Below are 22,235 nucleotides of genomic sequence, written 5' to 3'. Positions count from 1 at the left end.
GTGGGGCTTCAGGAGGCCGGCACCGGCTTCTCCGGCGCCAGCGAGTTGCCCGCGGGGATGCTGCCGCAGTCGGACGGGGCGCTCCTGCCCTCGAACCGGTCGCCCAGCCACTTCATCGCGACGGGGGCCCAGACGACGGGCACGCCGACGTGGCTGAGCAGGTCGAACTGCTGGTACTTGATCGCTCCGTTACCGGTCCCGCAGTACTGCCGGGCGAGTGCGCGCACGTCTCCGGCGACCATGACCCCGTCACCGGTGCCGATGCCCGGGCGGTTGCTGAAGGTCCCTTCCAGGACTCCCCCGTTGCCCTGCGCGATGAGCCCCGGGATGGTCGGGGTGGGCGCCGAGCCGAGGTTGATCCTGTTCACGGCCTCGACGAAGGCGGGCACCGAATTCGGGTCGGCGTACTGGGGCTTCGCCAGCTTCTGCCAGGTCAGCCCGGGGTAGTGGCCCAGCGCGTCGACGATCGACCCGTGCTCCAGCTTCTGGTACACCTCCAGGCCGTAGCTGTTCAGGTAGGGCTTGAGGTCGATGCCGTACGACCGGGAGACGCCGATGATCGCCATGGGGATGACCCCCGTCCACACGAGGGAGCCGTCCACGTACTTGAGGTTGTGTGCCGGGTCCACGAGCAGACCGCCCTCGGCGAAACCCACCAGCCTGCTGTTGACCTCGGGCGCGTAGGCCGGTGCGAGGGCGGCCGCCCAGTTGGTCGCGATGGCTCCGCCGGAATATCCCATCAGGCCGAACCTGGTGTCGGCGTTCATGCCGGTCTGCGCGGACCTGGTCGCGGCGCGGATCGAGTCCAGCGTGTTGGTCGCGTACTCCGGGCCGGCCGCGAAGTTGGCGGTCTGTCCTTCGGTGTCCGGGATGACGAGGTTGTAGCCCTGGAGCAGGAGCGGCACCAGGAAGACGGCCTCGGCGTTCGCGATGGCGCCGCCCAGGGTGAGGTCACCGGCGATGGCCCGGGAGGGGCCGTCCTCGGGGCTGAGCGAGTCGTAGAACGACTGGTAGGAAACGGCCTTGCTGCCATCGCCCGTCAGGCTGCGCACCACCGTGGTCACGTTGGCGGACGGACGGCCCTGTGCGTCGGTCGTGCGGTACAGCAGCTGGATCGCCTGGACCGGCGTGGGAAGGCCCACGAGGTGGTACTGCAGCGTCCGTGTCTTCAGCACGGTGCCCGGCGCGAACGACGACAGGGGCTCGCTGCCGGAGTAGGCGTAGAACGAGTCGCTCGCGGCGGCGGTCGACGGCGTGGCCGCGGCGGCCGTGGCCACCGGAGCGGCGGTCACCGCCAGCGCGGCGACAAGGGCGGTGGCCAGGAGACGAACAGCGTTTTTGGACATGACTCCCCCGAATCGTGGAATGGGATCGCTCGACTTGTCGGAGATGGAACGCGGCGGGACGGCCTGGCGGACCGGCCGGAATCAGGCGTTCCGGGCAACGTCATCGTGGGGCGCGGCAAGCCACCTTGGCGGCGCCGTCGGCCCCGTGCGCCGTGCGCCGGGCCTGATGTGCGGTCAGGTTCCGGCCCCGGCGGAGAGGCGGCGTGATCAGGGTGGGGGCGCGGCGGCCTGTTGCGCGAGCACGGGTCCTCCGGTGCGGGTGGGGGGTGGGGATCCGGTGGAGGATGCGGTCTGGGTATGAACGCGTCTGGCGATCCACCGGGCGGGCGTGTTACCAACTAGTAAGTAACGTCCCGGAAACCAGGATGGGGGCGGCACGGGCCCGTGTCTCCGGGCGGGACTACAGAGATTCGTGAGGTGGATTGTGACCGCGTCCAAACCCGCGGAGGGCTCCGTGGAACCGCGGCTCGGCGGCATCCCGGTGCACAAGCGGCTCCTGGCCGCCGCGCCGGCCCTCGCGCCCGCGGTGATGGCCCGGCTCGTCGAGCAGTTGCCCGCCTACGGAGCACTGCCCTCGGAACAGCTCCGCGGCGAGATAGCCAAGGAGGTGGACCGCGGGATCCGGGCCTTCGTCCAGACGCTGCGCGGCGGCGGACTGCCGGAGGAGGCCGAGCTGGCGAGGATCAGCGAGTCGTCGGCCCGGCGCGCCGACGAGGGCGTGCCGCTGGAGGCCGTGGTCGGCGCCTACCACCTCGGCGCGGAGGAGTGCGCGGCCCGGGTCCTCTCGGCGGCCGAGCCCGGCGACCTGCCGGACGTGCTGCTGGTCCAGCACCGGCTGCTCGGCTACCTCCGACTGGTGAGCTGCGCGATCGCGGCGGGGTACGTACAGGAGCGACAGGCGGCCCTCGGTGACGAGCAGGTCGCCCGGCAGTCCCTGATGTCCCGGCTGCTGGAGGGCGGCAACCCTCAGGCCGCGGCCGACCGCGCCGGCATACGACTGCCTCCGTCGTACCTCGTCCTGGCCATCACGATGGGACCGCACCCGGATGAGCTGCTGCCCGGCGTGAACCACTCGGTCGCCGCTCGCCGTAAACTCCGGCGGCTGCGCAACGAACTGCAGCGCCACACACCGGGCGTCCCGCTGTCCGTGCTGTCCGGCGACGGCGGACTGGTGCTGATTCCGCGCGAGACGGCGGCCGCCGACTTCGCCGCCGCGGACCGGGAGCGGCTCACCCGGCTCGTCGAGCAGCTGGGCCGGATGTGCGGCGCCGAGCTGCTGGTGGCGGCGGCCGCTGCCGCACCTGACGGCGCTGCGGACGCCGCCCGGATGGTCGGCGAGGTACGGAGGGTGGCGGAGGCATCGGGCCGGGGGCCCGGACTCTACCTGCTCGACGACGTGCTGCTGGAGTACCAGCTGAGCCGCCCGAGCCCTGCCAGGGACGGGCTCGCCGCGCTGCTCGGGCCGCTGGCCGGACGCCCGGAGCTGCTCGACACCTTGCGCACCTTCCTCGCCTGTGGCCTCGACCGGCGCCGGGCCGCCGCCCGGCTCCAGGTCCACCCCAACACGGTGGACTACCGGCTGCGCAAGGCGACGGAGCTCACGAAACTGGACGCGGCGCGGGGCGCCGACCTGCTGACCCTGCGCGCCGCGCTGGCCGCCCACGACGCCGTACGGCAGGAGGAGCCCGAGGCGGGCTGACGTGCCGGGCCTCCGGGGCGGCCTCTGGCCCTGTACGAGCCGCCGTTCGTCGTCGACGCGGCGAGGGCGGCGGTCCGGCGCTAGCTCTTGCGGGCCAGCGGCTGCCCGGCGAAGCTCACCCCTGCCAGGCCGTGGGCGATGAGGTTGCGGATGTTGCCGTGATCGGTGTCGTTCGGCGTCGCCAGCACGCTGCGGTAGTGCTCACCGAACGCCAGCAGCGCCTCCTTGTCGCTCAGCCCTTCCAGCAGGGCCAGTCCCAGCGTCTTGCAGGAACCCTCGTTCTCCCCTGCGGCGTTTTCCAGGTCGCCGTTGCGGAACGCCTGCGGCTGGTACTCGTAGTGCGCGGCGACGTACGCCAGGGTGTCGGCGAACTCGTGCTCACCTGACGCAAGGCTTGCCCGCAGCGAGTTCAGATCAGTCATGGTGGTTCCCCTGGGTTGGACAGACGATCCGGATGCCGTCCGTGAACGGACGACGATACCCCCTTGGTGCCGGTCGGCAGGAATCGCGTGGGACGTCCGAGAGAGCGGCATCTTCGCAGGTCACGACGTGCGTCTGTGTGACCCGCCGAGAGTCCGGCCCGCACGTTGTGTACTCGCCCTAGGAGGCGGCCAGGGCCTCCAGGGCGGGGACCGTTTCGGCCGGGGACGGCAGGGCGGCGTTCTGCGCGCGCAGGCGGGCGGCGGCCTCGCGCAGTGCCTGGTCGGTGATGAGGCGGGTCAGGAGCGGGGCGTCGACCTCGGCGGAGGTGGAGCGCAGGGCGGCGCCGGTCGCGGTGAGGGCGTCGGCGTTGGTGAAGTGGTCGGCGCCCTGCGGCAGCAGGAGCTGGGGCAGGCCGGCCTGCAGGGCGGTGAGCAGGGTGCCCGAGCCGCCGTGGTGGATCAGTGCGTCGGAGGCGGTCAGCAGCTCGGCGAGCGGAATCCAGGGCAGCGGGCGGACGTTGTCCGGAAGGGCGCCGAGCGCCGTGAGGTCGGCGTCGCCGACGGCGAGCAGGAACTCGGCGTCCACCTCGGCAGCGGCCTCGATCATGCGGGCGATGGCGCGAACGCCGTCCAGCTGGGTGAGCACGGTGCCCAGCGTGACGGTGACGCGCGGGCGCGCGGGGCGGCGCAGCAGCTCGGCGGGGACGGTGCCGCCGCCGTTGTACGGGATGTAGCGCATCCGCAGACCGCCCGGGTCGCCGCCCAGCGAGGCGGGGACGACGTTCAGCGCGGTGGGCTCGGCGGGGCCGTCCACCCTGTGCGCCTCGTACACGTCGGTGAAGTTGGCGGCGAGCCGGCCGACCATGTCGAGGCCGGAGCTGACCCCGAAGTTCTGGACCACCGACGGGATCTTGAGTTTGGCCGCGACCAGCGGGGCGGAGGCCTGGAAGGCGTCGTGGACCAGCAGGTCGGCGCCCCAGCTCTCGGCGGTCTTCAGCAGGCCCTCCACGGTGGGGCGGGAAGCGAAGGCGAAGGCGCGGGCCGCCCTGTCGCGGATCTCGTCGGGGGTCATGTCCGGGGCGACGTAGCGCAGCTCCCCGCCGGTGGCCCGCTCGAACGCCTCCCACAGGGTGCTGCCGTCACCGATCTCCACGATGGGGAAACCGGTCTCGCGGAGCTGCTTCAGCGGCTGCGCGTTCGCGAACAGCACCTCGTGACCGGCCGCACGCAGGGCCTGCGCGATCGGGATCATCGGGAAGAGGTGGCCGGCCGCAGCCGGTCCGGTGAAGAGGATGCGCACGATTTCTCCCTGCCAAGTGGTGTGCCGGTCGAGGCGATTCGTACGAAGTCGCCACGTTCCCTGGGAGAACCACCGGGAACATCCATTCCGTTCCCCTGGCAGGATCGATAATCGGACGTTCTGTCGCGGGTTTTCCGGCCGGAGCGGCCGACGCAGAGCTCACAGCATGACGTGTTTGACCTGGGTGTAGTCCAGGAGCCCCGCCATGGAGAGGTCGCTGCCGTAGCCCGAGTGCCTGACCCCGCCGTGCGGCATCTCGGAGACGGTGGTGCCGTGCGTGTTCACCCAGACGATGCCGGTGCGCAGGGCGCGGGTGGCGCGCATCGCCCGGTCGTGGTCCGCCGTCCACACGCTCGCGGCCAGGCCGTGGCGGACGTCATTGGCGAGGTGCACGGCTTCCGGTTCGTCCGCGAAGGGCTGCACCGTCACGACGGGGCCGAAGATCTCCTCCTGCACGATCTCGTCGCTCTGGTGTACGTGGGCGACGACCGTGGGCTCGTGGAAGAAGCCGGGCCTTGGAGAGCGGGCGCCGCCGGTGACGATCTCGGCGTGCTCGGGGAGCCGTTCGAGCAGGCCGCGCACCGACGCGAGCTGGACGGCGTTGTTGAGGGGGCCGAAGTCGGTCCCCGTGCGCAGTTTTGCCGCCGCGGCCGCGAAGGCGGTCAGGAACGCGTCGTGGATCCGGTGGTGGACGAGGAACCGGGTGGGTGCGGTGCAGTCCTGGCCGGCGTTGTAGTAGGCGACCGCGGCGAGGGTGGCGGCGGTCTCCTCGATGTCCACGTCGTCGTGGACGATGACGGGTGCGTTGCCGCCGAGCTCCAGGTGGACGCGTTTGAGGTCGGTGGCCGCGGCGGCCGCGATCTCCCGGCCCGCCCGCACGCTTCCGGTGACCGCGACGAGGGCGACGTCGGGGTGGGCGGTGAGCGCGCGGCCCGTGCCGCGGTCGCCGCAGACCACGTTGAGCACGCCCGGTGGCAGGTGCGCGGCGGCGAGGCGGGCCAGCAGCGCGGTCGAGGTGGGGGTGGTGTCGGCGGGTTTCAGGACGGTGGTGTTGCCGGCCGCGAGAGCGGGCGCGACCTTCCAGACGGCCATCATCAGCGGGTAGTTCCACGGGGTGATCTGGGCGCAGACCCCGACCGGTTCGCGGCGCAGCACCGAGGTGCGGCCCTCGGTGTACTCGGCGGCCGCGAGGCCCGGCAGGTTCCGCGCCGCGCCGGCGAAGAAGCGGAGGGTGTCGACGATCGCGGGCAGTTCCTCGTTCCCGAACTGGTGGCCGGGCTTTCCGGTGTCGCCGGTCTCGGCGGCCACGAAGGCGTCCGCGTGCCGCTCGATGGCGTCGGCGATGCCGAGCAGGGCGCGCTGGCGTACGGCCGGGGTGGTCGTGGACCAGTGCGCGTACGCCGCGGCCGCCGACGCGCAGGCGGCGTCGACGTCGGCCCTGCCCGAGCGCGGAGCGCGGCGGTGCGCCAGGCCGGTGGCGGGGTCGATCAGGTCCGTCGTCGCGCCCGAGGCCGCGGGCCGGTCCTCGCCCGCGATGTGGTTGTGCGCGGTGTCAGCCACGGCTCAGTGCCTCCCTGGCGGCGGCGCGGCCGGTGCGTACGGCGCCTTCCATGTAGCCGGCCACCCACTGGTCGGATCCGCAGACGTAGAAGGGCGGTTCGTGGGTGCCGTGCCGGGGTCCGACGGCCGTGACGTCGCCGGGGGTCCACTGGGTGACGTACCCCTGGGTCCACCGGTCGGTGCCCCACAGGCGGAGATGGGTCGCGAGCGGCAGGTGGGCCTCGTCACCGTAGAGGCGGGCGATCTCGGCGAGGAGTTCGGCGGTGCGCAGCGGGGCGGGGATGCCGAGGAGGACTCCGAGCCGCTCGGGCGGTACGAGGGCGGAGAGGATGCCGTCGCCCTGCGGCCAGGTGCTGCCGAGGACGCCTTCGCACTCGGAGAGGCCGCTGCGGTCGCGGTCGCGCCAGAACGGCCGCCGGTAGGCCGCGACGAACTTCGCGGCGAGCGCCTGGCGTTGGCGGTGCAGGGAGGCGAGGCGTTCTTCGGAGACCCCGGTGACGGCGACGGATCGGAACGGGCCGACGGGCAGGGCGCTGACGACGGCCCCTGCGGTGAGGGTCTCGCCTCCGGCCAGCCTTACGGAGCATGCGCCGGGCCGGCGTACGGAGAGGGCCTCGACGGGTGAGCCGGTGCGTATGCGTCCGCCGAGGCCGGCGGCCATGCGCAGGGCGACCGTGGCGGACCCCTCGGCCACCCGGAGCCCTTCCCAGGCGTCGTAGTCGTAGTGGTCGGCGCCGGGTACGGCGGCGTGCTTGCGCAGGGCGGCGAGCAGGGAGGTGCGCTCGTACGAGCCGTCCGAGAGGGCGAGTTGGCCGATCTCCCAGAGGCGGACGACGGCCGGGGTGGCTCCCCGGTCGCGCAGCCAGCCGCCGACGGACAGCCGGTCGAGGGCTCTTGCGTCGGGGTGGGCCCAGGGGTCGTCCGGGTCGACGTCCTGGGCCAGGGCACGGAAGGCGGCGGTGACCTTCCGGTGGCAGGCTTCGTCGCCGGGGCCGAACCAGCGGGGCGGGTCGCCCGCCCAGACGCCTTCGGGGGTGGCGCGGGTGAGGGCGCCGGGTTCGGCGACGTAGCTGGGGGTGAGGGTGAGGCCGAGTTCCGCGACGAGGGCCGTGTACGAGGTGTGGGCGCGGCCGACGACCTCTCCGCCGAGCTGGACCAGCCGGCCGTCGGGGAGTTCGGTCTGTTCGACGCGGCCGCCGACCCGGTCGCGGGCCTCGACGACGAGGACGTCGGCTCCGCCGGCGGCGAGGTCGCGTGCGGCGGCGAGGCCGGCCAGGCCCGCGCCGAGCACGATGACGTCATGGTTCATGAGGGTGTTCCTCCGGTCGGGGCCGCTTCAGTCCAGGACCAGGCAGTGTTCGGGCTTCCAGCCGATCTCGACGCGCTCGCCGCCGCTCCACCGGTCCTCCCTGCGGGAGCGGACGGTGTTCTGCTCCAGTACGGACACCGTGACCCCGGGGGCGAGTTCGATGAGGTAGGTGGTGGTCGGGCCGCAGTAGACGGTTTCCCGGACGACCCCGGTGGCACGGGCCATGCCGGGTTCCAGGTCGGACAGCCAGATCTTCTCGGGGCGGATCGACAGGTTGACGCGGCTGCCGTCGGGGACGGCCGCGCGGTTGCCGACGGGCAGCTCCGGGCCGTCGTCGAGGGCGACGCGGCCGGAGCGGTAGGTGCCGGGGACGAGGTTGGAGGTGCCCATGAAGGATGCGGTGAAGGTGCTGGTGGGGCGCTCGTACACGTCTTCGGGCGTGCCGCACTGTTCGACCCGGCCCTCGTTCATGACGGCGAGGCGGTCCGACATCGTGAGGGCCTCGTCCTGGTCGTGGGTGACGAAGACGAAGGTGATGCCGACTTCGCGCTGGATCTGCTTGAGCTCTACCTGCATGTGGCGGCGGAGCCCCAGGTCGAGGGCGGCCAGCGGCTCGTCGAGCAGCAGGACCTGGGGCCGGTTGACGAGGGCGCGGGCGAGTGCGACGCGCTGCTTCTGGCCGCCGGAGAGGGTGGCCGGTTTGCGGCCGGCGAGGTGTCCGAGCCGGACGAGGTCGAGCATGTCGCCGACGCGCCGGCGGATCTCGGCGCGGCCGACGCCCTTGCGCTTGAGGCCGAAGGCGACGTTGTCCGCGAGCGAGAGGTGGTCGAAGAGGGCGTAGCTCTGGAAGACGGTGTTGACGTTGCGCTTGTTCGGCGGCAGGCCCGTGACGTCCTCGCCGTCGAGCAGGACGCTGCCGTCCGTGGGATCGGCGAACCCGCCGATCATCCGCAGCAGGGTGGTCTTCCCGCAGCCGGAGGGGCCGAGGAGCGAGAAGAACTCGCCCTGGGTTATGCCGAGTTCGACCTCGCGCACGGCGTAGGTGTCGCCCGCGCCGGGATACTGCTTGCTGACGCGGTCGAGCCGGACGGCGGGCGTCGGGTACACGGGGGTCGGGTGCATGGGGATCACTTCCCGGAGAGCAGGTCGAGGCCGCCGCGGCGCCCGAACAGGCGCGGAATGGCGAGTGCGAGGACGATCAGGCCGACGGATCCGGCCAGCATCAGGGTGCCGACGGCGTTGATGGTGGGCTGTACGCCGAAGCGGATCGCCGAGTAGATGCGTACGGACAGCGGCTGCGGGTCGACGCCGGTGGTGAAGTAGGCGAGGACGAAGTCGTCGAAGACGAGGGCGAAGATCAGCACCGCGGAGGCGAGGATGCTCGGGAGCAGGGCGGGCAGGGTCACCAGGCGCAGAGCCTGTCGGCGGGTGGCTCCGAGGTCCATGGCCGCCTCCTCGACCTCGGGGTTGAGGGCGGCGATGCGGGAGCGCAGGATGACCGTCACGTAGGAGATCGAGAAGGTGATCTCGGCGAGCATCACGGTGGTGGTGGACAGGGTGATGCCCAGGCCCTTGAAGAGGAGCATCGCGGCGACGCCGGTGACGATCTCGGGGGTGATGAGCGGGACGAGCATGACCAGGCCGGCGAAGGAGCCGAGGCGGCTGCGGCTGCGTACGAGGCCGAGCGCCAGTGCCACGCCGAGGACGAGCGAGCCGGCCATGGCGGCCAGGGACACCTTCAGGCTCATGCCGAGGGAGTCGAGGAGTACGGCGTCGTGGGCGAGGGCCGAGTACCAGCGCAGGCTTGCGCCGTCGAAGACGGTGAGGGACTTCTGCGCGTTGAAGGAGAACAGGACGACGACGCCCACGGGGAGGTAGAGGAGCGCGAAGAAGACGGCCGTGACGGCGATGGCGAAGCGTGGCCGGCGCTCGACGCCCCGCCGGCGGCGGCGCTGAACGGTGCTCATCGGGCGGCCTCCGCCTCGTCCTTGCGGGCGCGTCGCAGGTAGCCGAGCATCCCGAGGAACAGGACCGCCATCAGCAGCATGGTGAGGGCCGAGCCCAGGGGCCAGTTCTGGCCCTGGAAGAACTTGTCCTGGATCAGGTTGCCGATCATGATCTGGTCGGGGCCTCCCATGAGCTGGGCACTGACGAAGTCGCCCATGGCGGGCAGGAAGACGAGGACGCAGCCGGCGGCCGCTCCCTGGCGGGTGGCGGGGACGGTGACGAAGAGGAAGGTGCGCAGGGGGCCGCCGTAGAGGTCGCGGCCGGCCTCGATGAGCGAGGTGTCCATGCGCTCCATCGCCGCGTACAGCGGGATGATCATGAAGACGACGAAGCCGTAGACGAGTCCGGCGATGACGCCGACGCCGGTCTGGAGGATCTTGGTGCCGTCGCCGGCGAGGCCGGTCGCGCGCAGGGCCTTCAGGAGGGGTCCGTCGTCGGAGAGCACGACGGACCAGCCGTACATCCGTACCAGGTAGTTGGCGAAGAAGGGGACGACGATCGCTGCGATCAGGAGGTTCTTGAAGCGGCCTCCGTGCAGGGCGATGGCGTAGGCGACCGGGTAGGCCACGGCGAGGCTGACGAGGCAGGTGATCAGGGCGTAGCCGAGGGAGCGCAGCAGGACGGCGCTGTAGGCCGGGTCGGCCAGGGCGGTGAGGTTGTCGGGGTTGAATCCGAAGCGCGGGTTGCCGAGCGGGTCGGTCGTGCCGAGCGCGAGGGTGGCCACCAGGAGGAGGGAGGCGAGGAGGAAGCCGGTCATCCAGAGCGTGCCGGGGAGCAGGAGCCAGGTCCACAGGCGCGGCTGGGTGCGGGTTCGGCTTCGGCTTCGGCTTCGGCTTCGGCTCCGAACCTGGTCTTGCTCCTGACGGGGTGTCCGGGCGGGTGTGCCCGCCGCGGCCGGCTCGCCGGGCGTCCGCAGGGCGGGCCCGGACCGGTTGCTTCGTGGCATGTCAGCCGGCCTTCACATCGGTCCAGGCGGCGTCGCGGGCCTGCTCGCCACGCGTGTCGCCGTTGCGGAAGAACAGGTCCGCCTTGAGGTCGTCGGCGGTGACCAGGCACTGGGGGAAGGGCTCGACGAGCGCCGCGTAGGTGTCCTCGGTGCCACGGACCGGCATCGGATAGCCGATGTACTCGATGTTCTTCTTCACGTTCTCCGGGCGGAGCATGTAGTCGATGAAGAGCATCGCGGTCCCGGGGTGTGGTGCGTTGGCGGGGATGGCGTAGCAGTCGGAGTTCACTGGGGCTCCCTCGCGGGCGACCTCGAAGCCGAACACGGCCGGATCCTCGGCCTGGGCCAGCATCGCGGCCATGTCGCCGCTCCACGCCTGTGTCATGTCGGCGTTGCCGTTGAGCAGGTTGTTGTAGCTGTCGCTGGAGAAGCCGCGCAGGTGGGGGCGGAGCGAGTGCAGGGTCTCGCCGACGCGGGCGAGGTCACCGCCGTCGCCGGTGGTGAGGGGCAGGCCGAGCTTGAGCGCGCCCATGCCGAGGACCTCGTCGCGGTCGTCGAGGACGAAGACCTTGCCCTTGGCCTTGGCGTTCCACAGGTCGTCCCAGGAACCGGTGAGGTCGCCGAGCCGGTCCCGGCGCCAGCCGATGCCCGTCTTGTACATGGTGAAGGGGACGGTGTGCTCGGACCGGGGGTCGTACCAGGGGTCGGCGAAGTAGCCGTACCCGCCGAACACGGCTTCGGCGCCGCGCAGCCGGGAGTGGTCGATGCCGCGCAGCCGGCCGCCGGCGGCGAGCCGCTGTGCCCATTTGGCGGTGGGGAAGATGATGTCGTAGCGGTTGCCGGCGTTGAGCTTGGCTGCCATGCCTTCCATCGAGTCGTAGTTCGACTGGATGACCTTGACGCCGTACTCCTTCTGGAAGCCTTCGAAGACGGTGGGGTCGACGAAGTCCGCCCAGTTGAAGTAGACGAGGTCGCCGTCGACCTTGACGTCGATGGGTGTTCGGGCGGCCTCCGCGTCCGCCGGGTCGTCGCCGGAGGCGAAGCCGCAGCCGGCGGCGGCCAGGGTGAGGGCGGCGGCGGTGCCGGCGCGGAGGAACGAGCGTCTGGTGGGGTGGAGTGCCTCGGGGGACATGGGGTCCTCTCCGTAGGGGCCGTGGGGGGACGGCGGGAACGACGACGGTCCGTGGGGGGCTCGGTCGTGCGGTGCGGTGCGGTGCCGTGGGCGCGGCACGGCGGGGCCGCCTACGGCTCGGCGCGGTGGAGGTCCGCGCGGATGCGGCCGGCGAACCACGCGACCGCCGCCTCGCGGCGCGACAGCGGTCCGGGCTCGAAGCCGGGGGTGGAGAGCCCCTTCTGGACGCGGGCGACGAGCTCGGCGTCCTCGTCGTTGGTGATCCAGCCGATGTGGATGTTCAGGCGGCGGGCGAGGCGGGTGCGCAGGCCGGTGCCGCGACGGGTGTAGAAGGCGCCGGGCACCGCGACGCGGTCGACCGCCGTGGGGATCGCCGTCCAGGCCAGCACGTGGTCGGGGTAGAAGTCGATGAGCGTGTTCGGGTAGATGACGGCGTAGCGCCAGGTCCGGCGGTCGGCCTCACCGAGGCCGGGCATGGGGGCGGCGATGCGCTGGTAGAGGCGTTCGGCCCAGTTGGAGGACGGCTTGTCGCGCAGCGGCGAGGCGAAGAGCGCGTAGGACTCCTCGATCTCGCAGGTGTAGCCCTGGTAGTCGAGCAGCCGCATCAGGCCCGGATGGGCCACCGGGACGTGGTAGCCCTCCAGGTAGTTGTCGACCGCGACCTTCCAGTTGGCCTGCTGCACTTCGGCACCGGCGAGGTCGTGGATACGTGCGCGGCCGACCGGCACCAGGTCGGCTCCGGCGTAGTGCCCGACCGCCTCCGCGAGGCCGGCGCAGCTCTTGGCCAGCGGTACGGCGCCGGCGTCCAGGTTGACGAAGACGAAGCCGAGGAAGGACTCGACGGCGGCCGGGAACAGGCCGAGCGCGGGCTTGTCCAGACAGGGGATCTGCCGTGCCTCCGGCGCGCCCACCAGGCTTCCGTCGAGACGGTACGTCCAGCCGTGGTAGGGGCAGCGGATGGCCTTGCCCTCCGGTTCCGGGGCCGTGACCAGGCGCGTGCCGCGGTGGCGGCAGACGTTGAGGTGGGCCGCGAGGGTGCCGTCCTCCTTGCGGACCACGAGGACCTCGCGGTCCGCGACCGTGGCGGCGAGCCGGGCTCCGGGGCCCGCCAGGTCGGACTCGTGGCACACGAGCTGCCAGGACGCGGCGAAGACGTGCCGTGTCTCGGCGGCGGCGGTGGCGGGGTCGGTGTAGTAGCGCGCCGGGAGGGCGGGCCCGGGTGTGTCGGGAGCTCTGGACTGCATCGGTGACTCCTCCGTGCCGGCGTGCGGCGATCGGCGTCGGCGTTCGATGGCGAGGCGACCCAGCTGCGGACAGGTGGTCGGGGCGGGAGCCGCGACTGGCTGACCGATTGGACAGTCAGCCTGCTGGCTCGTTTCCGCCGGGTCAAGACTTGTTCACTGACCGATCGGTCAGCTAGCGTGATTCTTGCCTGACCGATCGGTCAGCAAACGTGGTTTCCCGTCGCCGCACGGGCTGCGCTCCCCTCTTCACCCTGCTGACCAGGGCGGACGCACCCGGGCGCCCTGCCCGGCACCACCCGGGCCCCCCACACCGATCCCGATCTCCCGATCCGTTGGCACCTCCCGGAGGCACGCATGAGCGGTCGTCGGCGTCTGGACTGGCTCGGGCTCACCCCCGAACCGGAGCGAGAACTCCCCCTGGCGGTAGCCGCCCTGCGCGCCCCGTCACGCGGTGCGCCCGCCGGGCGGACGGAGGACCTGGCCGCCGCCGAGCGGCACCGCGTCGCACGCCTGGTCCTGCGCGGCAGCCGGCACGGCTGGCTGCGCTACCTGGCCGAGGTCACCGACTTGGTGACCGGTGTGGCCGCCGGATCCCGGCCGGGCGACCCGGCCGCCGCCCTGCTCGCCGGCGAGGTCGTCCTCGACCACCACCACATGCTCATCGGCCTCCCCGGACCGGGATACGGCCGCACCGCGCAGGACCGCACCGCCCTGGAGAGCGCCGTGCGAGCCCTGCGCGCCCACACGCTGGAAGGAGCCGCCACGTGACCACCATCCGACTCCCGACGACCCCGCCTCGCGCCGCCGTCCTGGGGCCGGCCCCGCACCGCGCGGAGAGCGCCGACACCTACCGCGCCGCGGGCGGCTACGGCACGGACATGGGCCCGCAAGAGCTGCTCGCCCACCTCGCCGCCTCCGGACTGCGCGGCCGCGGCGGGGCCGGGTTCCCCGCCGCCGTCAAACTGCGCTCCGTACGCGGCCGCGGCCGCGCCCCGGTCGTCGTGGCGAACGGCGAGGAGGGCGAACCAGGCTCAGCCAAGGACCGCTGGCTGCTGCGGGCCCGGCCCCACCTGGTGCTCGACGGGCTCGCCCGGGCCGCCGCCGTGACCGGCGCCGTACGGGGCTTCGTGTACCTCTCGGACCCGGCCGCGGCTGAGAGCGTGGGCAGGGCCCTCGCCGACCACCCGCCACCACTGCCCGTCGACGTGGTCGAGACCGGCCACGCCTACGTGGCCGGTGAGGAGACCGCGGTGGTCCGCAGGATCGACGGCGGACCGGCGCTGCCCACGGCCAAGCCGCCCCGCCCGTACGAACAGGGCGTCGGCGGCGCGCCGACCCTGGTCTCCAACGTCGAGACGCTCGCCAGGATCGCGCTCATCGCGGCCCGGCCCGGCGCACGCCGCGACATCGCCCGCAGCACCCTGGTGACCCTCGCCCGCAGGACCGCCGCGCCCGTGCTGACCGAAGTCCCGTACGGGATCCCCCTGCGCGCGCTGGCGCGGCTGTACGGCAGCCCGGACGCGGCCGGAGCCCTGATGGGCGGGCTGTTCGGCGGGCTCGTCGACGCACGCGCCCTGGACCTCCCCCTGGAACCCGAGGCGCTCACGGAGGCTGGCACCGCCCTGGGCTGCGCGGCGATCCGCTTCCTGGGCCCCGGAGACTGCCCGGTCGGCACCGCCGCCGACGCGGCCGCCCACCTCGCGGCCGGGAGCGCGCGGCAGTGCGGGGTCTGCGTCTCCGGCACCGGAGCCGTCGCGGGCGCCCTGCACGCCCTCGCCGCCGGGACCGCCCGCCCGGACACCGCGGACCACCTCCGCCGCTGGTCGCGGGGCCTGCCCGGACGCGGCGCCTGCGGACTGCTCGACGCGGCCGCCGGCATCGCGGGCAGCCTGCTCCGCTCCTTCCCCGGGCTCGTCACGTCCCATCTCGCGGCACCGTGCCCGATCTGCGCCGACGCCGGCCCCGTGGACGGCAGCCGCCTCACCGTGGCCGTGCCGGAGGTCGCCGTCGGCGCTCCACCGGCCACGGCCGTGTCCCCCACCGACATCCCGCTGCCCGCGCTGAAAGGAACGCCGTGAAACTCCTGCTGGACTCCACCCGCTGCCAGGGGTACGGGCTGTGCCAGGAACCCGCGCCCGACCTGATCGCACTCGACGAATGGGGCTACGCGCAGGTCATCGCCCTCGTCGTCCCCGCCGGCGGCGAAGACGCCGCCCGCGCCTGCGCCGACAGCTGCCCCAACTCCGCCCTCCGCGTGGAGGGATGACGTGGCACGCGACCTGACCGCCCTCTTCGACCCCCGCTCCGTCGCCGTGGTCGGCGCCAGCGACGACCCCGCCAAGTACGGCCACGCCGTGGCCTCCCAGGCTCTGCGCGCCCCCGGCCGGCGGCCCGTGCACCTGGTCAACCGGCGCGGCGGCACGGTCCTCGGCCGGACCGCCGCCACCTCCCTCGCCTCGATCGGCGAACCCGTCGAACTGGTGGTGGTCTGCGTGCCCGGCGCCGGCTTCGAGGCCGCCGTCGACGACGCGCTGGCCTGCGGGGCGAAGGCGATCGTCGCCATCACCGCGGGCTTCGCCGAGGCCGGACCCTCGGGCCTCGCCCGGCAGCGGGCGATCGCGGCCCGCGTACGCGCCGCCGGAGCGGTCCTCGTGGGCCCCAACTGCCTGGGCATCGCCGACAACACCACCGAGCTGTACCTCGCCTCCGACCGCTTCGCCCCCGGGGGCGTCGCCCTGCTGAGCCAGAGCGGCAACCTCGCCCTCGAACTCCAGCTGCGTGGCGAACCGCACGGCCTGGGCTTCTCCCGCTTCGTCTCCCTCGGCAACCAGGCCGACGTCACCCTCGTCGACCTCGTCACGGACTGCGCCCGCCACGAGGCCACCTCGGCCATCGCCGTGTACGCCGAGGACTTCGGCGACGGCCGGGCCTTCGCGGCGGCCGCCGCCGCGGCGGGCAAACCGGTCGTGCTGCTCACCGCCGGCCGCGGCGCCGCCTCGGCGCGCAGCGCCCGGTCCCACACCGGGGCGCTCACCACCTCGGCCGACGTGGTCGCGGCCGCCTGCCGCGACGCCGGGATCGAACTCGTCCGAACACCCCGGGAGATGACCGTCGTCCTGGCGGCGCTGGGCTCCGGGGCCCGTACGGCCGGCCGGCGCACCACGGTCTTCACCGACGGCGGCGGCCACGGCGCGATCGCCGCGGACGCGGCCGAGGACGCCGGACTCGACGTACCGGAACTCGGCGCGCCGACGCAGGAGCGGCTGCGGACCGTCCTGCGGGAGCAGTCCTCCGTCGGCAACCCCGTCGACCTGGCCGGGATGGGTGAGCAGCGGCCCCTGTCGTACGCGGACACGGTCGGCGAGCTCCTCGGCGCCGACGAGGTCGACGCCGTCCTGATGACCGGGTACTTCGGCGGCTACACCGCCTCCGAGGGGGGTCTGGGCGGCGGACCGGCCGGCGGTTCCGTGCTCGCGGAGGGCGAGACCAGAGCCGCCAAGGAGATCGTCGGCCACCTCACCGCCGCGGCGAAGCCCCTGGTCGTGCAGTCGATGTACCCGCAGTCACCGAGCTGCCGGGTCCTGGCCGAGGCCGGGATCCCGGTGTTCGGCGCGACCGAGGACGCCGCGCGTGCGCTGGCGGCGATCGCAGCCCGCCCCACCGGGGCCGACGACGGAGTCCCCCCGCTGCCGGAGCCCGCCGTTCCGCTGCGGGATCCGGGGTATCACGGGGTGCGGGCGCTGCTCGGCGCGGCCGGGGTGCCGTTCCCGGCCGCGCGCGAGATCACGGACGAGGCGCAGCTCCTCGCCGCGACGGCCGAGTTCGACGGCCCGTACGTACTCAAGGCGCTGCACGTCCTGCACAAGTCCGACGTCGGCGGGGTCGCGCTGCGCCTGGCCGACCGTGCCGCGCTGCTGGCCGCGTACCGGGAGATGCACGCCCGGCTCGGCGCGCCCGCCCACTCGGTCGAGGCCATGGCCGACCTCACGGACGGCGTCGAGCTGATCGTGGGCGTGCACCGGGACCCGCGGTTCGGGCCGGTCGCCGTGGTCGGGCTCGGCGGGGTCCTCACCGAGACCCTGCGCGACGTCGCCTTCGCGCTCGCGCCCGTACCGGCCCGGCGGGCGGAGGCGCTGCTGCGCGGGCTGCGCGGGGCCGCCCTGCTGGACGGCGTGCGCGGCCGGCCGGCCGTCGACGTGGCCGCGGCGGCCGCCGTCATCGAACGCGTCACCACCGTCGCCGCGGCGCACCCGGAGCTCGCCGAGCTGGAGGTCAACCCGCTGCTGGTGTGCCCGGACGGCGCCCTCGCACTGGACGCGCGGGCCGTCCGGGCCGACGACCACCACGCCTGAGGCCGCCCTGCCCCCGCATCGCGCCCTCCCCACCCGACCGCACCACTTGTGCCCCGGAGGACACATGGACTTCCGCTACACGCCCGAGCAGGCCGGCCTCAAGGCGCGCGCCGCGGCCTACGCACAGCTCCTGATGAGGTACGAGGACCAGTCGGAGGAAGCGGGCGGCCCGCTGCCCGCGCACACGGTCCGCGAACTGACCCGCGCCGCCGTCGACGCCGGCGTCTACGCGATCAACATGCCCGTCGCATGGGGCGGCGCCGGCCTGTCCCTGCTCGACCAGGTCATCGTCGAGGAGGAGTTCGGCAAGGTCACCAACTGCCTCTGGGACATCCCCTGGCGGCCGGCGAACGTCCTGGCGTACGGCACCGAGGCGCAGCGGGAGAAGTACCTGCTGCCGGTCATCCGGGGCGAGCGGTTCGACGCGTTCGCCGTGACCGAACCCGGTGCGGGTTCCGACCCCGGCTCGGGCACGAGCACCGCGACCCGTACCGGGGGCGGCTGGCTGCTGAACGGCGAGAAGTGGTTCGTGACCTGCGGCGACATCGCGGACTTCCTGCTGGTGCAGGCCGCCGCGGGGCCCGAGCGGGCGGCGACCCTGTTCTTCGTCGACAAGCGGGCGCCCGGGGTCGAGATGACGCGGATTCCCCGGTTCATGCACTCCGCGGTGAACGGGCATCCCGAGTTCACCTTCACCGACGTGTTCGTGCCCGACGAGGACGTGCTGGGCGGTGTCGGCAACGGCTACGAGCTGACGAAGGAGTGGTTCACCGACGAGCGGCTCATGATCGCCGCCCGGACCGTCGGCGCCGCCGAGCGGGCCCTGGAGCTGGCCCGGGACTGGGCGGTCGAGCGCCGCCAGTTCGGCTCGCCCCTCGCCGACTTCCAGCTGATCCAGGGCATGCTCGCCGACTGTGCCGTCGACATCGCCGTCAACCGCGCCTACACCCACCAGGTCGCCTGGGAGGCCGACCGGCCCGAGACCGACCGCAAGACGCTCCACGCGAAGGCGTCGACGGCCAAGCTCGCGGCGAGCGAGGCCGCCGGCCGCGTGATCGACCGCTGCGTCCAGATCTTCGGCGGCCGCGGCTACGACCGCACGTACCCCGTGGAGCGCATGTACCGGGAACTGCGCGTCGACCGGATCTGGGAGGGCACCTCCGAGATCCAGCGCCTGATCATCGCCAACGAGCTGATCAAGCGCGGCACCCGGCTCCTCGGCCTGCCCGCCTCCTGACGCCCCTCCCCCACACCACGACGTCGAAGGAAAGACATGGACTTCCGCCTCACCGCCCGTCAGGAAGAACTCCGCAGCGCGGCCCGCGCGCTGACCGACTTCATCACGAAGTACGAGCTCGACTGCGAGGAGAACAACGGCCTGCCGCCGCACGCCCACGCCGAGATCCGCGACGCCGTCCTCGACAGCGGGCTGCAGGCGGTGAACATGCCGCGGGAGTGGGGCGGCGCCGGCCTCACCGTCCTGGAACAGGTCACCGTCCAGGCGGAACTCGGGCGGCTCACCGGGGCCCTGTGGGACATGGTGTGGCGGCCGGCCAACGCCCTTTCCCACTGCACGCCTGAGCAGCGCGAGCGCTACCTCGTCCCCGTGATCCGGGGGCTGCGCAGGGACTGCTACGCGGTGAGCGAGCCCGAGGCGGGCTCGGACCCGCAGAACCTGAAGACGACGGCGACCCGTACCGGCGGCGGCTGGGTGCTGAACGGCGAGAAGTGGTTCGTCACCGTCGGCGACCACGCGGACTTCATGATCGTGCTGGCCGCCGCCGGGGAGGACCGCGCGCCGACCCTCTTCCTCGTCGACAAGGACACGACGGGCGTCGAGATGACGCGCGTGCCGCGCTGGATGCACACCTTCGTCTACGAGCACCCCGAGTTCACCTTCACGGAGGTGTTCGTGCCCGACGAGGCGGTGCTCGGCGGGGTGGGCCAGGGCTACGACATCACCCGCTCCTGGTTCACGGAGGAGCGGCTGATGATCGCGGCCCGGACGATCGGGGCGGCGGAGCGGGCCCTGGAGCTGGCCCGGGACTGGGCGGTCGAGCGCCGCCAGTTCGGCTCGCCCCTCGCCGACTTCCAGCTGATCCAGGCCATGCTCGCCGACTGCGCCGTCGACATCGCCGTCAACCGCGCCTACACCCACCAGGTCGCCTGGGAGGCCGACCAGGACGGGGCCGACCGCAAGACGCTCCACGCGAAGGCTGCCATCGCCAAGCTGGCGGCGAGCGAGGCATCGGGGCGGGTCGTGGACCGCTGCCTCCAGATCTTCGGCGGCCGCGGCTACGACCGCACGTACCCGGTCGAGCGCCTCTACCGCGAGCTGCGCGTCGACCGGATCTGGGAAGGGACGTCCGAGATCCAGCGTCTGATCGTCGCGGGTGAACTGGTCAAGCGCGGCACGGGCGTCCTGCGGATGCCATCGGCGCGCTGACCCCGACCCCGGGCTGGGGGCGGCACGAACCGCGCCGCCCCCACGGCCTTCGACCACCAGAGGGGACGCGATGAGCGAGGATGGGGGCGTGGTGGCCACGGCAGTCGGGCCGGCCGGTCCACGGGCGTCGACACGGGGAGCAGCCAACGTGAGCAAGGCCGAGCGCGCACTCGAGACACGCGAGCGGATCCTCACGGCCGCGTGCGAAGTCATCGCGGACATCGGATTCGAGAACGTCAGCATGCGCAAGGTCGCCGAACACGCCGGCGTGTCCAAGGCCCTGCTCCACTACCACTTCGACACGCGGGAGAAGCTCTTCGCCGAGGCGATGACGCACTCCTTCGCCCAGACCGGCACGGACATCGACACCGAGGGCGGCGCGGACACGGTCACGGCCTCCGTCGCCCTGGCCCGCATCCTGCGCAGCATGCTCCCCACGGACGCGGAACTGCGCCAGGACTGGAAGCTCTGGCAGGAGCTGTGGGTACGCGCCCAGCGCGACCCGGCGGCCCGCCATCTGGCGGTCGACCTCTACGACCAGTTGCACGCATGGGTCGGCGAGGCGCTGGAACGGGGCATCGAGAGCGGGGAGTTCGCCGACTGTGACGTGGCGGCGCTCAGCACCCTGGTACTGGCCCTGTGCGACGGTTTCGGCATCCGCCTGATGCTCGACGACCCCCGGGTGGACCTCCCCGCGGCCCGTTCGGCGATCTGGCGGACGCTCGCCCCGACGCTCGGCATCGACGAGACCTTCCCGGAACTCTGACCGGCGCCGCCCGCAGCGCGGGTGCCGTGCGCCCGGGATGTCACGCGTCCTGGATGCGGCGGAAAGGGCGGTCCGCTTCCAGCTCGAAGGCGAGTTCCAGGAGCCTGCGTTCACTGCCGGGGCGGCCGGAGAACATGACGCCGACGGGCAGGCCGTGCTCGGTGGCGCTCGGGGCGGGTACCGAGATCGACGGGGTCCCGACGACGTTGTTCAGCGGCGTGAACGCGACGTACGCGAGGATCCGTTCGATCAGTGTCGGGTAGGGAACGGCCGGGCTGAGGTGGCCGATCGGCGGTGTGGTGTGGGCCAGCACGGGGGAAAGGACGAGGTCGAGGCCGCGGAACCCCGCCGCGTACGCCTCCCTCGTGCGCCCCAGCCTGCGCAGCACACCCGGCGTGCGCCGCCAGTTCTCGAGATACGTCTCGCGCAGCCCCCGGCTGAGGGCGTCCATGCCGCTCCGGTCGAAGTCCGCGCCGAGGGTCCGGCCCGTGATGCCGAGGAGGAACGACAACATCCCCCAGTAGGTGAGGAAGTCCTGCGTGAAGCGGGGGTCGATGGCCAGCTCCACCGGCTCCACCGTGTGGCCCAGCCGTTCGAGCGTGGCCACGGTGCCCATCACGGCCTCGCGCGTGACCGTGTCGCAGGACACGCCGTTCGGCGAGTCCAGCAGGAACCCGATGCGCAGCCGACGCTCCGAGGGCCCTTCGACCAGGCCCAGCGGCGGCAGTTTCGGGTTGCGCCAGTACGTCTCGGCGGAGGCGAGGAAGGCGGCGGTGTCCCGCACCGAACGGCTCACGATGCCGTCGGAGACGAGGTCGAGCGGCAGTTGCCGGCTCTGGGCGTTCGCGACGACCCGGCCGCGGGTCGGCTTGAGCCCGACGAGCCCGCAGCATGCGGCGGGGATCCGGATGGAGCCGCCGCCGTCGTTGGCGTGTGCGATCGGTACCGCGCCCGAGGCGACGAGCGCCGCGCTGCCGCCCGACGAACCACCCGCCGAGTGGCCCGTGTTCCACGGGTTGCGGACCGGCTCGGCGCCCTCGTACTCCGTGGTCGGGCTGAAGCCGAACTCGGGCAGCCGGGTCTTGCCCAGCACCGTGACCCCGCTGCTGAGGAACTGCCGGGTGAACGGCGCGTGCCGCCGCGCGGGCCGCGGGTTGAAGGCGGCGCTGCCGTGGCCGGTGGGCAGTCCCGTGTAGTCGGTGTTGTCCTTGAGGAACGTCGGCACCCCGGCGAAGGCGCCGCCCGCCCCGGCTTCGTACTCCGGGACGTCGATGTGCACCTGGATCGCGTGGAGCCGCTCCTCCACCGTCCGGACGCGCTCCGCCGCGTCCCGGGCCGCTTCGGCGGCGCTGACCTCGCCGCGCCGTATCGCCTCGGCGAGACCGACGGCGTCGTGCTCCCCGAGGGCGTCATCCCGGAAGGCGTGCACCGTGCTTGCTTTCTCGAACGTCGACACCGTTACCTCAGCCCCCGGCCGTGTGGATGGTCTGCGGCCATCATTCCTTACCGGTAAGTAACTCGCCAGGGGTCAGCGGTCCGCGCGCCGGCGATACGGCGTAGCAGCGGCATCGGGGATCGCTTTGACACGCCCAACGCCTGGTGATCTCATGGAAAGACCAGGGGCAGGCGTTTGATCGCGAGAAATGGATGCGAACCATGGCCTCGGAATCCGGAAAGCCACGACCGATCGTGTTCCTCGGCACCCC

19 protein-coding genes are annotated in these 22,235 nt (G+C 72.8%); 8 read left to right on the top strand and 11 right to left on the bottom strand.

The window, feature by feature from the left end; all coding sequences use genetic code 11:
- Positions 1 to 8: 8 nt before the first annotated feature.
- Positions 9 to 1,346: a lipase family protein gene (locus ACFTXQ_RS06505; RefSeq protein ID WP_382636456.1), complete on the bottom strand. Its 1,338-nt coding sequence runs from the start codon at positions 1,344 to 1,346 to the stop codon at positions 9 to 11.
- A 424-nt stretch (positions 1,347 to 1,770) separates the two neighbouring features.
- Between ACFTXQ_RS06505 and ACFTXQ_RS06500 the strand changes: the two genes are divergently transcribed.
- Positions 1,771 to 3,045, top strand: a complete 1,275-nt coding sequence (locus ACFTXQ_RS06500; RefSeq protein ID WP_382636454.1) for a PucR family transcriptional regulator — start codon at positions 1,771 to 1,773, stop codon at positions 3,043 to 3,045.
- 80 nt (positions 3,046 to 3,125) lie between these two features.
- Here ACFTXQ_RS06500 and ACFTXQ_RS06495 read toward each other — a convergent pair whose 3' ends face one another.
- From ACFTXQ_RS06495 to ACFTXQ_RS06455, 9 genes are all read right to left on the bottom strand, one after another.
- Complete coding sequence (locus tag ACFTXQ_RS06495) at positions 3,126 to 3,467, bottom strand: HopJ type III effector protein (RefSeq protein ID WP_382636453.1); 342 nt, start codon at positions 3,465 to 3,467, stop codon at positions 3,126 to 3,128.
- A gap of 178 nt (positions 3,468 to 3,645) precedes the next feature.
- Complete coding sequence (locus tag ACFTXQ_RS06490) at positions 3,646 to 4,767, bottom strand: nucleotide disphospho-sugar-binding domain-containing protein (RefSeq protein ID WP_382636452.1); 1,122 nt, start codon at positions 4,765 to 4,767, stop codon at positions 3,646 to 3,648.
- Positions 4,768 to 4,926: 159 nt separating this feature from the next.
- Complete coding sequence (locus ACFTXQ_RS06485; RefSeq protein ID WP_382636450.1) at positions 4,927 to 6,327, bottom strand: aminobutyraldehyde dehydrogenase; 1,401 nt, start codon at positions 6,325 to 6,327, stop codon at positions 4,927 to 4,929.
- Entirely contained in the window at positions 6,320 to 7,636 is a 1,317-nt protein-coding gene (locus ACFTXQ_RS06480; protein WP_382636449.1) for a flavin monoamine oxidase family protein, read from the bottom strand. Before ACFTXQ_RS06480 ends, ACFTXQ_RS06485 begins: the two co-directional genes overlap by 8 nt.
- Positions 7,637 to 7,663: 27 nt before the next feature.
- Entirely contained in the window at positions 7,664 to 8,758 is a 1,095-nt protein-coding gene (locus tag ACFTXQ_RS06475; protein WP_382636447.1) for an ABC transporter ATP-binding protein, read from the bottom strand.
- A gap of 5 nt (positions 8,759 to 8,763) precedes the next feature.
- The gene (locus ACFTXQ_RS06470; RefSeq protein ID WP_382636445.1) at positions 8,764 to 9,603 is read right to left on the bottom strand and encodes an ABC transporter permease; all 840 of its coding nucleotides are present in this window, start codon (positions 9,601 to 9,603) and stop codon (positions 8,764 to 8,766) included.
- A complete protein-coding gene (locus ACFTXQ_RS06465; RefSeq protein ID WP_382636443.1) occupies positions 9,600 to 10,400 on the bottom strand; it encodes an ABC transporter permease in 801 nt (266 codons plus the stop codon). The genes ACFTXQ_RS06470 and ACFTXQ_RS06465 overlap by 4 nt, the downstream gene beginning before the upstream one ends.
- 190 nt (positions 10,401 to 10,590) lie before the next feature.
- Positions 10,591 to 11,721: a spermidine/putrescine ABC transporter substrate-binding protein gene (locus ACFTXQ_RS06460; RefSeq protein WP_382636442.1), complete on the bottom strand. Its 1,131-nt coding sequence runs from the start codon at positions 11,719 to 11,721 to the stop codon at positions 10,591 to 10,593.
- Positions 11,722 to 11,831: 110 nt separating this feature from the next.
- Complete coding sequence (locus ACFTXQ_RS06455; RefSeq protein WP_382636441.1) at positions 11,832 to 12,965, bottom strand: aromatic ring-hydroxylating dioxygenase subunit alpha; 1,134 nt, start codon at positions 12,963 to 12,965, stop codon at positions 11,832 to 11,834.
- 354 nt (positions 12,966 to 13,319) lie between these two features.
- Here ACFTXQ_RS06455 and ACFTXQ_RS06450 point away from each other — a divergent pair, with 354 nt between their 5' ends.
- The 7 genes from ACFTXQ_RS06450 (at position 13,320) to ACFTXQ_RS06420 (ending at position 20,529) form a co-directional block, all read left to right on the top strand.
- On the top strand, positions 13,320 to 13,733 hold the full coding sequence (locus ACFTXQ_RS06450; protein ID WP_382636439.1) for a hypothetical protein: 414 nt from the start codon (positions 13,320 to 13,322) through the stop codon (positions 13,731 to 13,733).
- Positions 13,730 to 15,043, top strand: coding sequence for an NADH-ubiquinone oxidoreductase-F iron-sulfur binding region domain-containing protein (locus tag ACFTXQ_RS06445; RefSeq protein ID WP_382636437.1), 1,314 nt, complete (start codon positions 13,730 to 13,732; stop codon positions 15,041 to 15,043). The genes ACFTXQ_RS06450 and ACFTXQ_RS06445 overlap by 4 nt, the downstream gene beginning before the upstream one ends.
- A complete protein-coding gene (locus tag ACFTXQ_RS06440; protein WP_382636435.1) occupies positions 15,040 to 15,231 on the top strand; it encodes a ferredoxin in 192 nt (63 codons plus the stop codon). The genes ACFTXQ_RS06445 and ACFTXQ_RS06440 overlap by 4 nt, the downstream gene beginning before the upstream one ends.
- A 1-nt stretch (position 15,232) precedes the next feature.
- Positions 15,233 to 17,317, top strand: coding sequence for an acetate--CoA ligase family protein (locus ACFTXQ_RS06435; protein ID WP_382636433.1), 2,085 nt, complete (start codon positions 15,233 to 15,235; stop codon positions 17,315 to 17,317).
- A 64-nt stretch (positions 17,318 to 17,381) separates the two neighbouring features.
- Complete coding sequence (locus ACFTXQ_RS06430; protein WP_382636431.1) at positions 17,382 to 18,554, top strand: acyl-CoA dehydrogenase family protein; 1,173 nt, start codon at positions 17,382 to 17,384, stop codon at positions 18,552 to 18,554.
- A 36-nt stretch (positions 18,555 to 18,590) separates the two neighbouring features.
- Positions 18,591 to 19,763 (top strand): acyl-CoA dehydrogenase family protein, encoded by a 1,173-nt coding sequence (locus ACFTXQ_RS06425; protein ID WP_382636429.1) that lies wholly within the window; start codon positions 18,591 to 18,593, stop codon positions 19,761 to 19,763.
- 148 nt (positions 19,764 to 19,911) lie between these two features.
- Complete coding sequence (locus ACFTXQ_RS06420) at positions 19,912 to 20,529, top strand: TetR/AcrR family transcriptional regulator (RefSeq protein WP_382636428.1); 618 nt, start codon at positions 19,912 to 19,914, stop codon at positions 20,527 to 20,529.
- Positions 20,530 to 20,569: 40 nt separating this feature from the next.
- On the opposite strand, the gene ACFTXQ_RS06415 is transcribed toward ACFTXQ_RS06420, so the two are convergent.
- Positions 20,570 to 21,985 (bottom strand): amidase, encoded by a 1,416-nt coding sequence (locus ACFTXQ_RS06415; protein WP_382636426.1) that lies wholly within the window; start codon positions 21,983 to 21,985, stop codon positions 20,570 to 20,572.
- Between the last annotated feature and the right edge of the window lie 250 nt (positions 21,986 to 22,235).

Source organism: Streptomyces sp. NPDC057010 (assembly GCF_042673805.1).
Lineage (GTDB): Bacteria > Actinomycetota > Actinomycetes > Streptomycetales > Streptomycetaceae > Streptomyces.
Note: the sequence above shows the minus strand (reverse complement) of the source record. Positions and strands in the feature narration are given on the sequence as shown.

Bases quoted from the DNA above. Each gene is read 5' to 3' on its own strand.
- ACFTXQ_RS06505 (WP_382636456.1), bottom strand. From the start codon at position 1,346: ATGTCCAAAAACGCTGTTCGTCTCCTGGCCACCGCCCTTGTCGCCGCG.
- ACFTXQ_RS06495 (WP_382636453.1), bottom strand. From the start codon at position 3,467: ATGACTGATCTGAACTCGCTGCGGGCAAGCCTTGCGTCAGGTGAGCAC.
- ACFTXQ_RS06480 (WP_382636449.1), bottom strand. From the start codon at position 7,636: ATGAACCATGACGTCATCGTGCTCGGCGCGGGCCTGGCCGGCCTCGCC.
- ACFTXQ_RS06475 (WP_382636447.1), bottom strand. From the start codon at position 8,758: ATGCACCCGACCCCCGTGTACCCGACGCCCGCCGTCCGGCTCGACCGC.
- ACFTXQ_RS06470 (WP_382636445.1), bottom strand. From the start codon at position 9,603: ATGAGCACCGTTCAGCGCCGCCGCCGGCGGGGCGTCGAGCGCCGGCCA.
- ACFTXQ_RS06465 (WP_382636443.1), bottom strand. From the start codon at position 10,400: ATGACCGGCTTCCTCCTCGCCTCCCTCCTCCTGGTGGCCACCCTCGCG.
- ACFTXQ_RS06460 (WP_382636442.1), bottom strand. From the start codon at position 11,721: ATGTCCCCCGAGGCACTCCACCCCACCAGACGCTCGTTCCTCCGCGCC.
- ACFTXQ_RS06455 (WP_382636441.1), bottom strand. From the start codon at position 12,965: ATGCAGTCCAGAGCTCCCGACACACCCGGGCCCGCCCTCCCGGCGCGC.
- ACFTXQ_RS06450 (WP_382636439.1), top strand. From the start codon at position 13,320: ATGAGCGGTCGTCGGCGTCTGGACTGGCTCGGGCTCACCCCCGAACCG.
- ACFTXQ_RS06430 (WP_382636431.1), top strand. From the start codon at position 17,382: ATGGACTTCCGCTACACGCCCGAGCAGGCCGGCCTCAAGGCGCGCGCC.
- ACFTXQ_RS06425 (WP_382636429.1), top strand. From the start codon at position 18,591: ATGGACTTCCGCCTCACCGCCCGTCAGGAAGAACTCCGCAGCGCGGCC.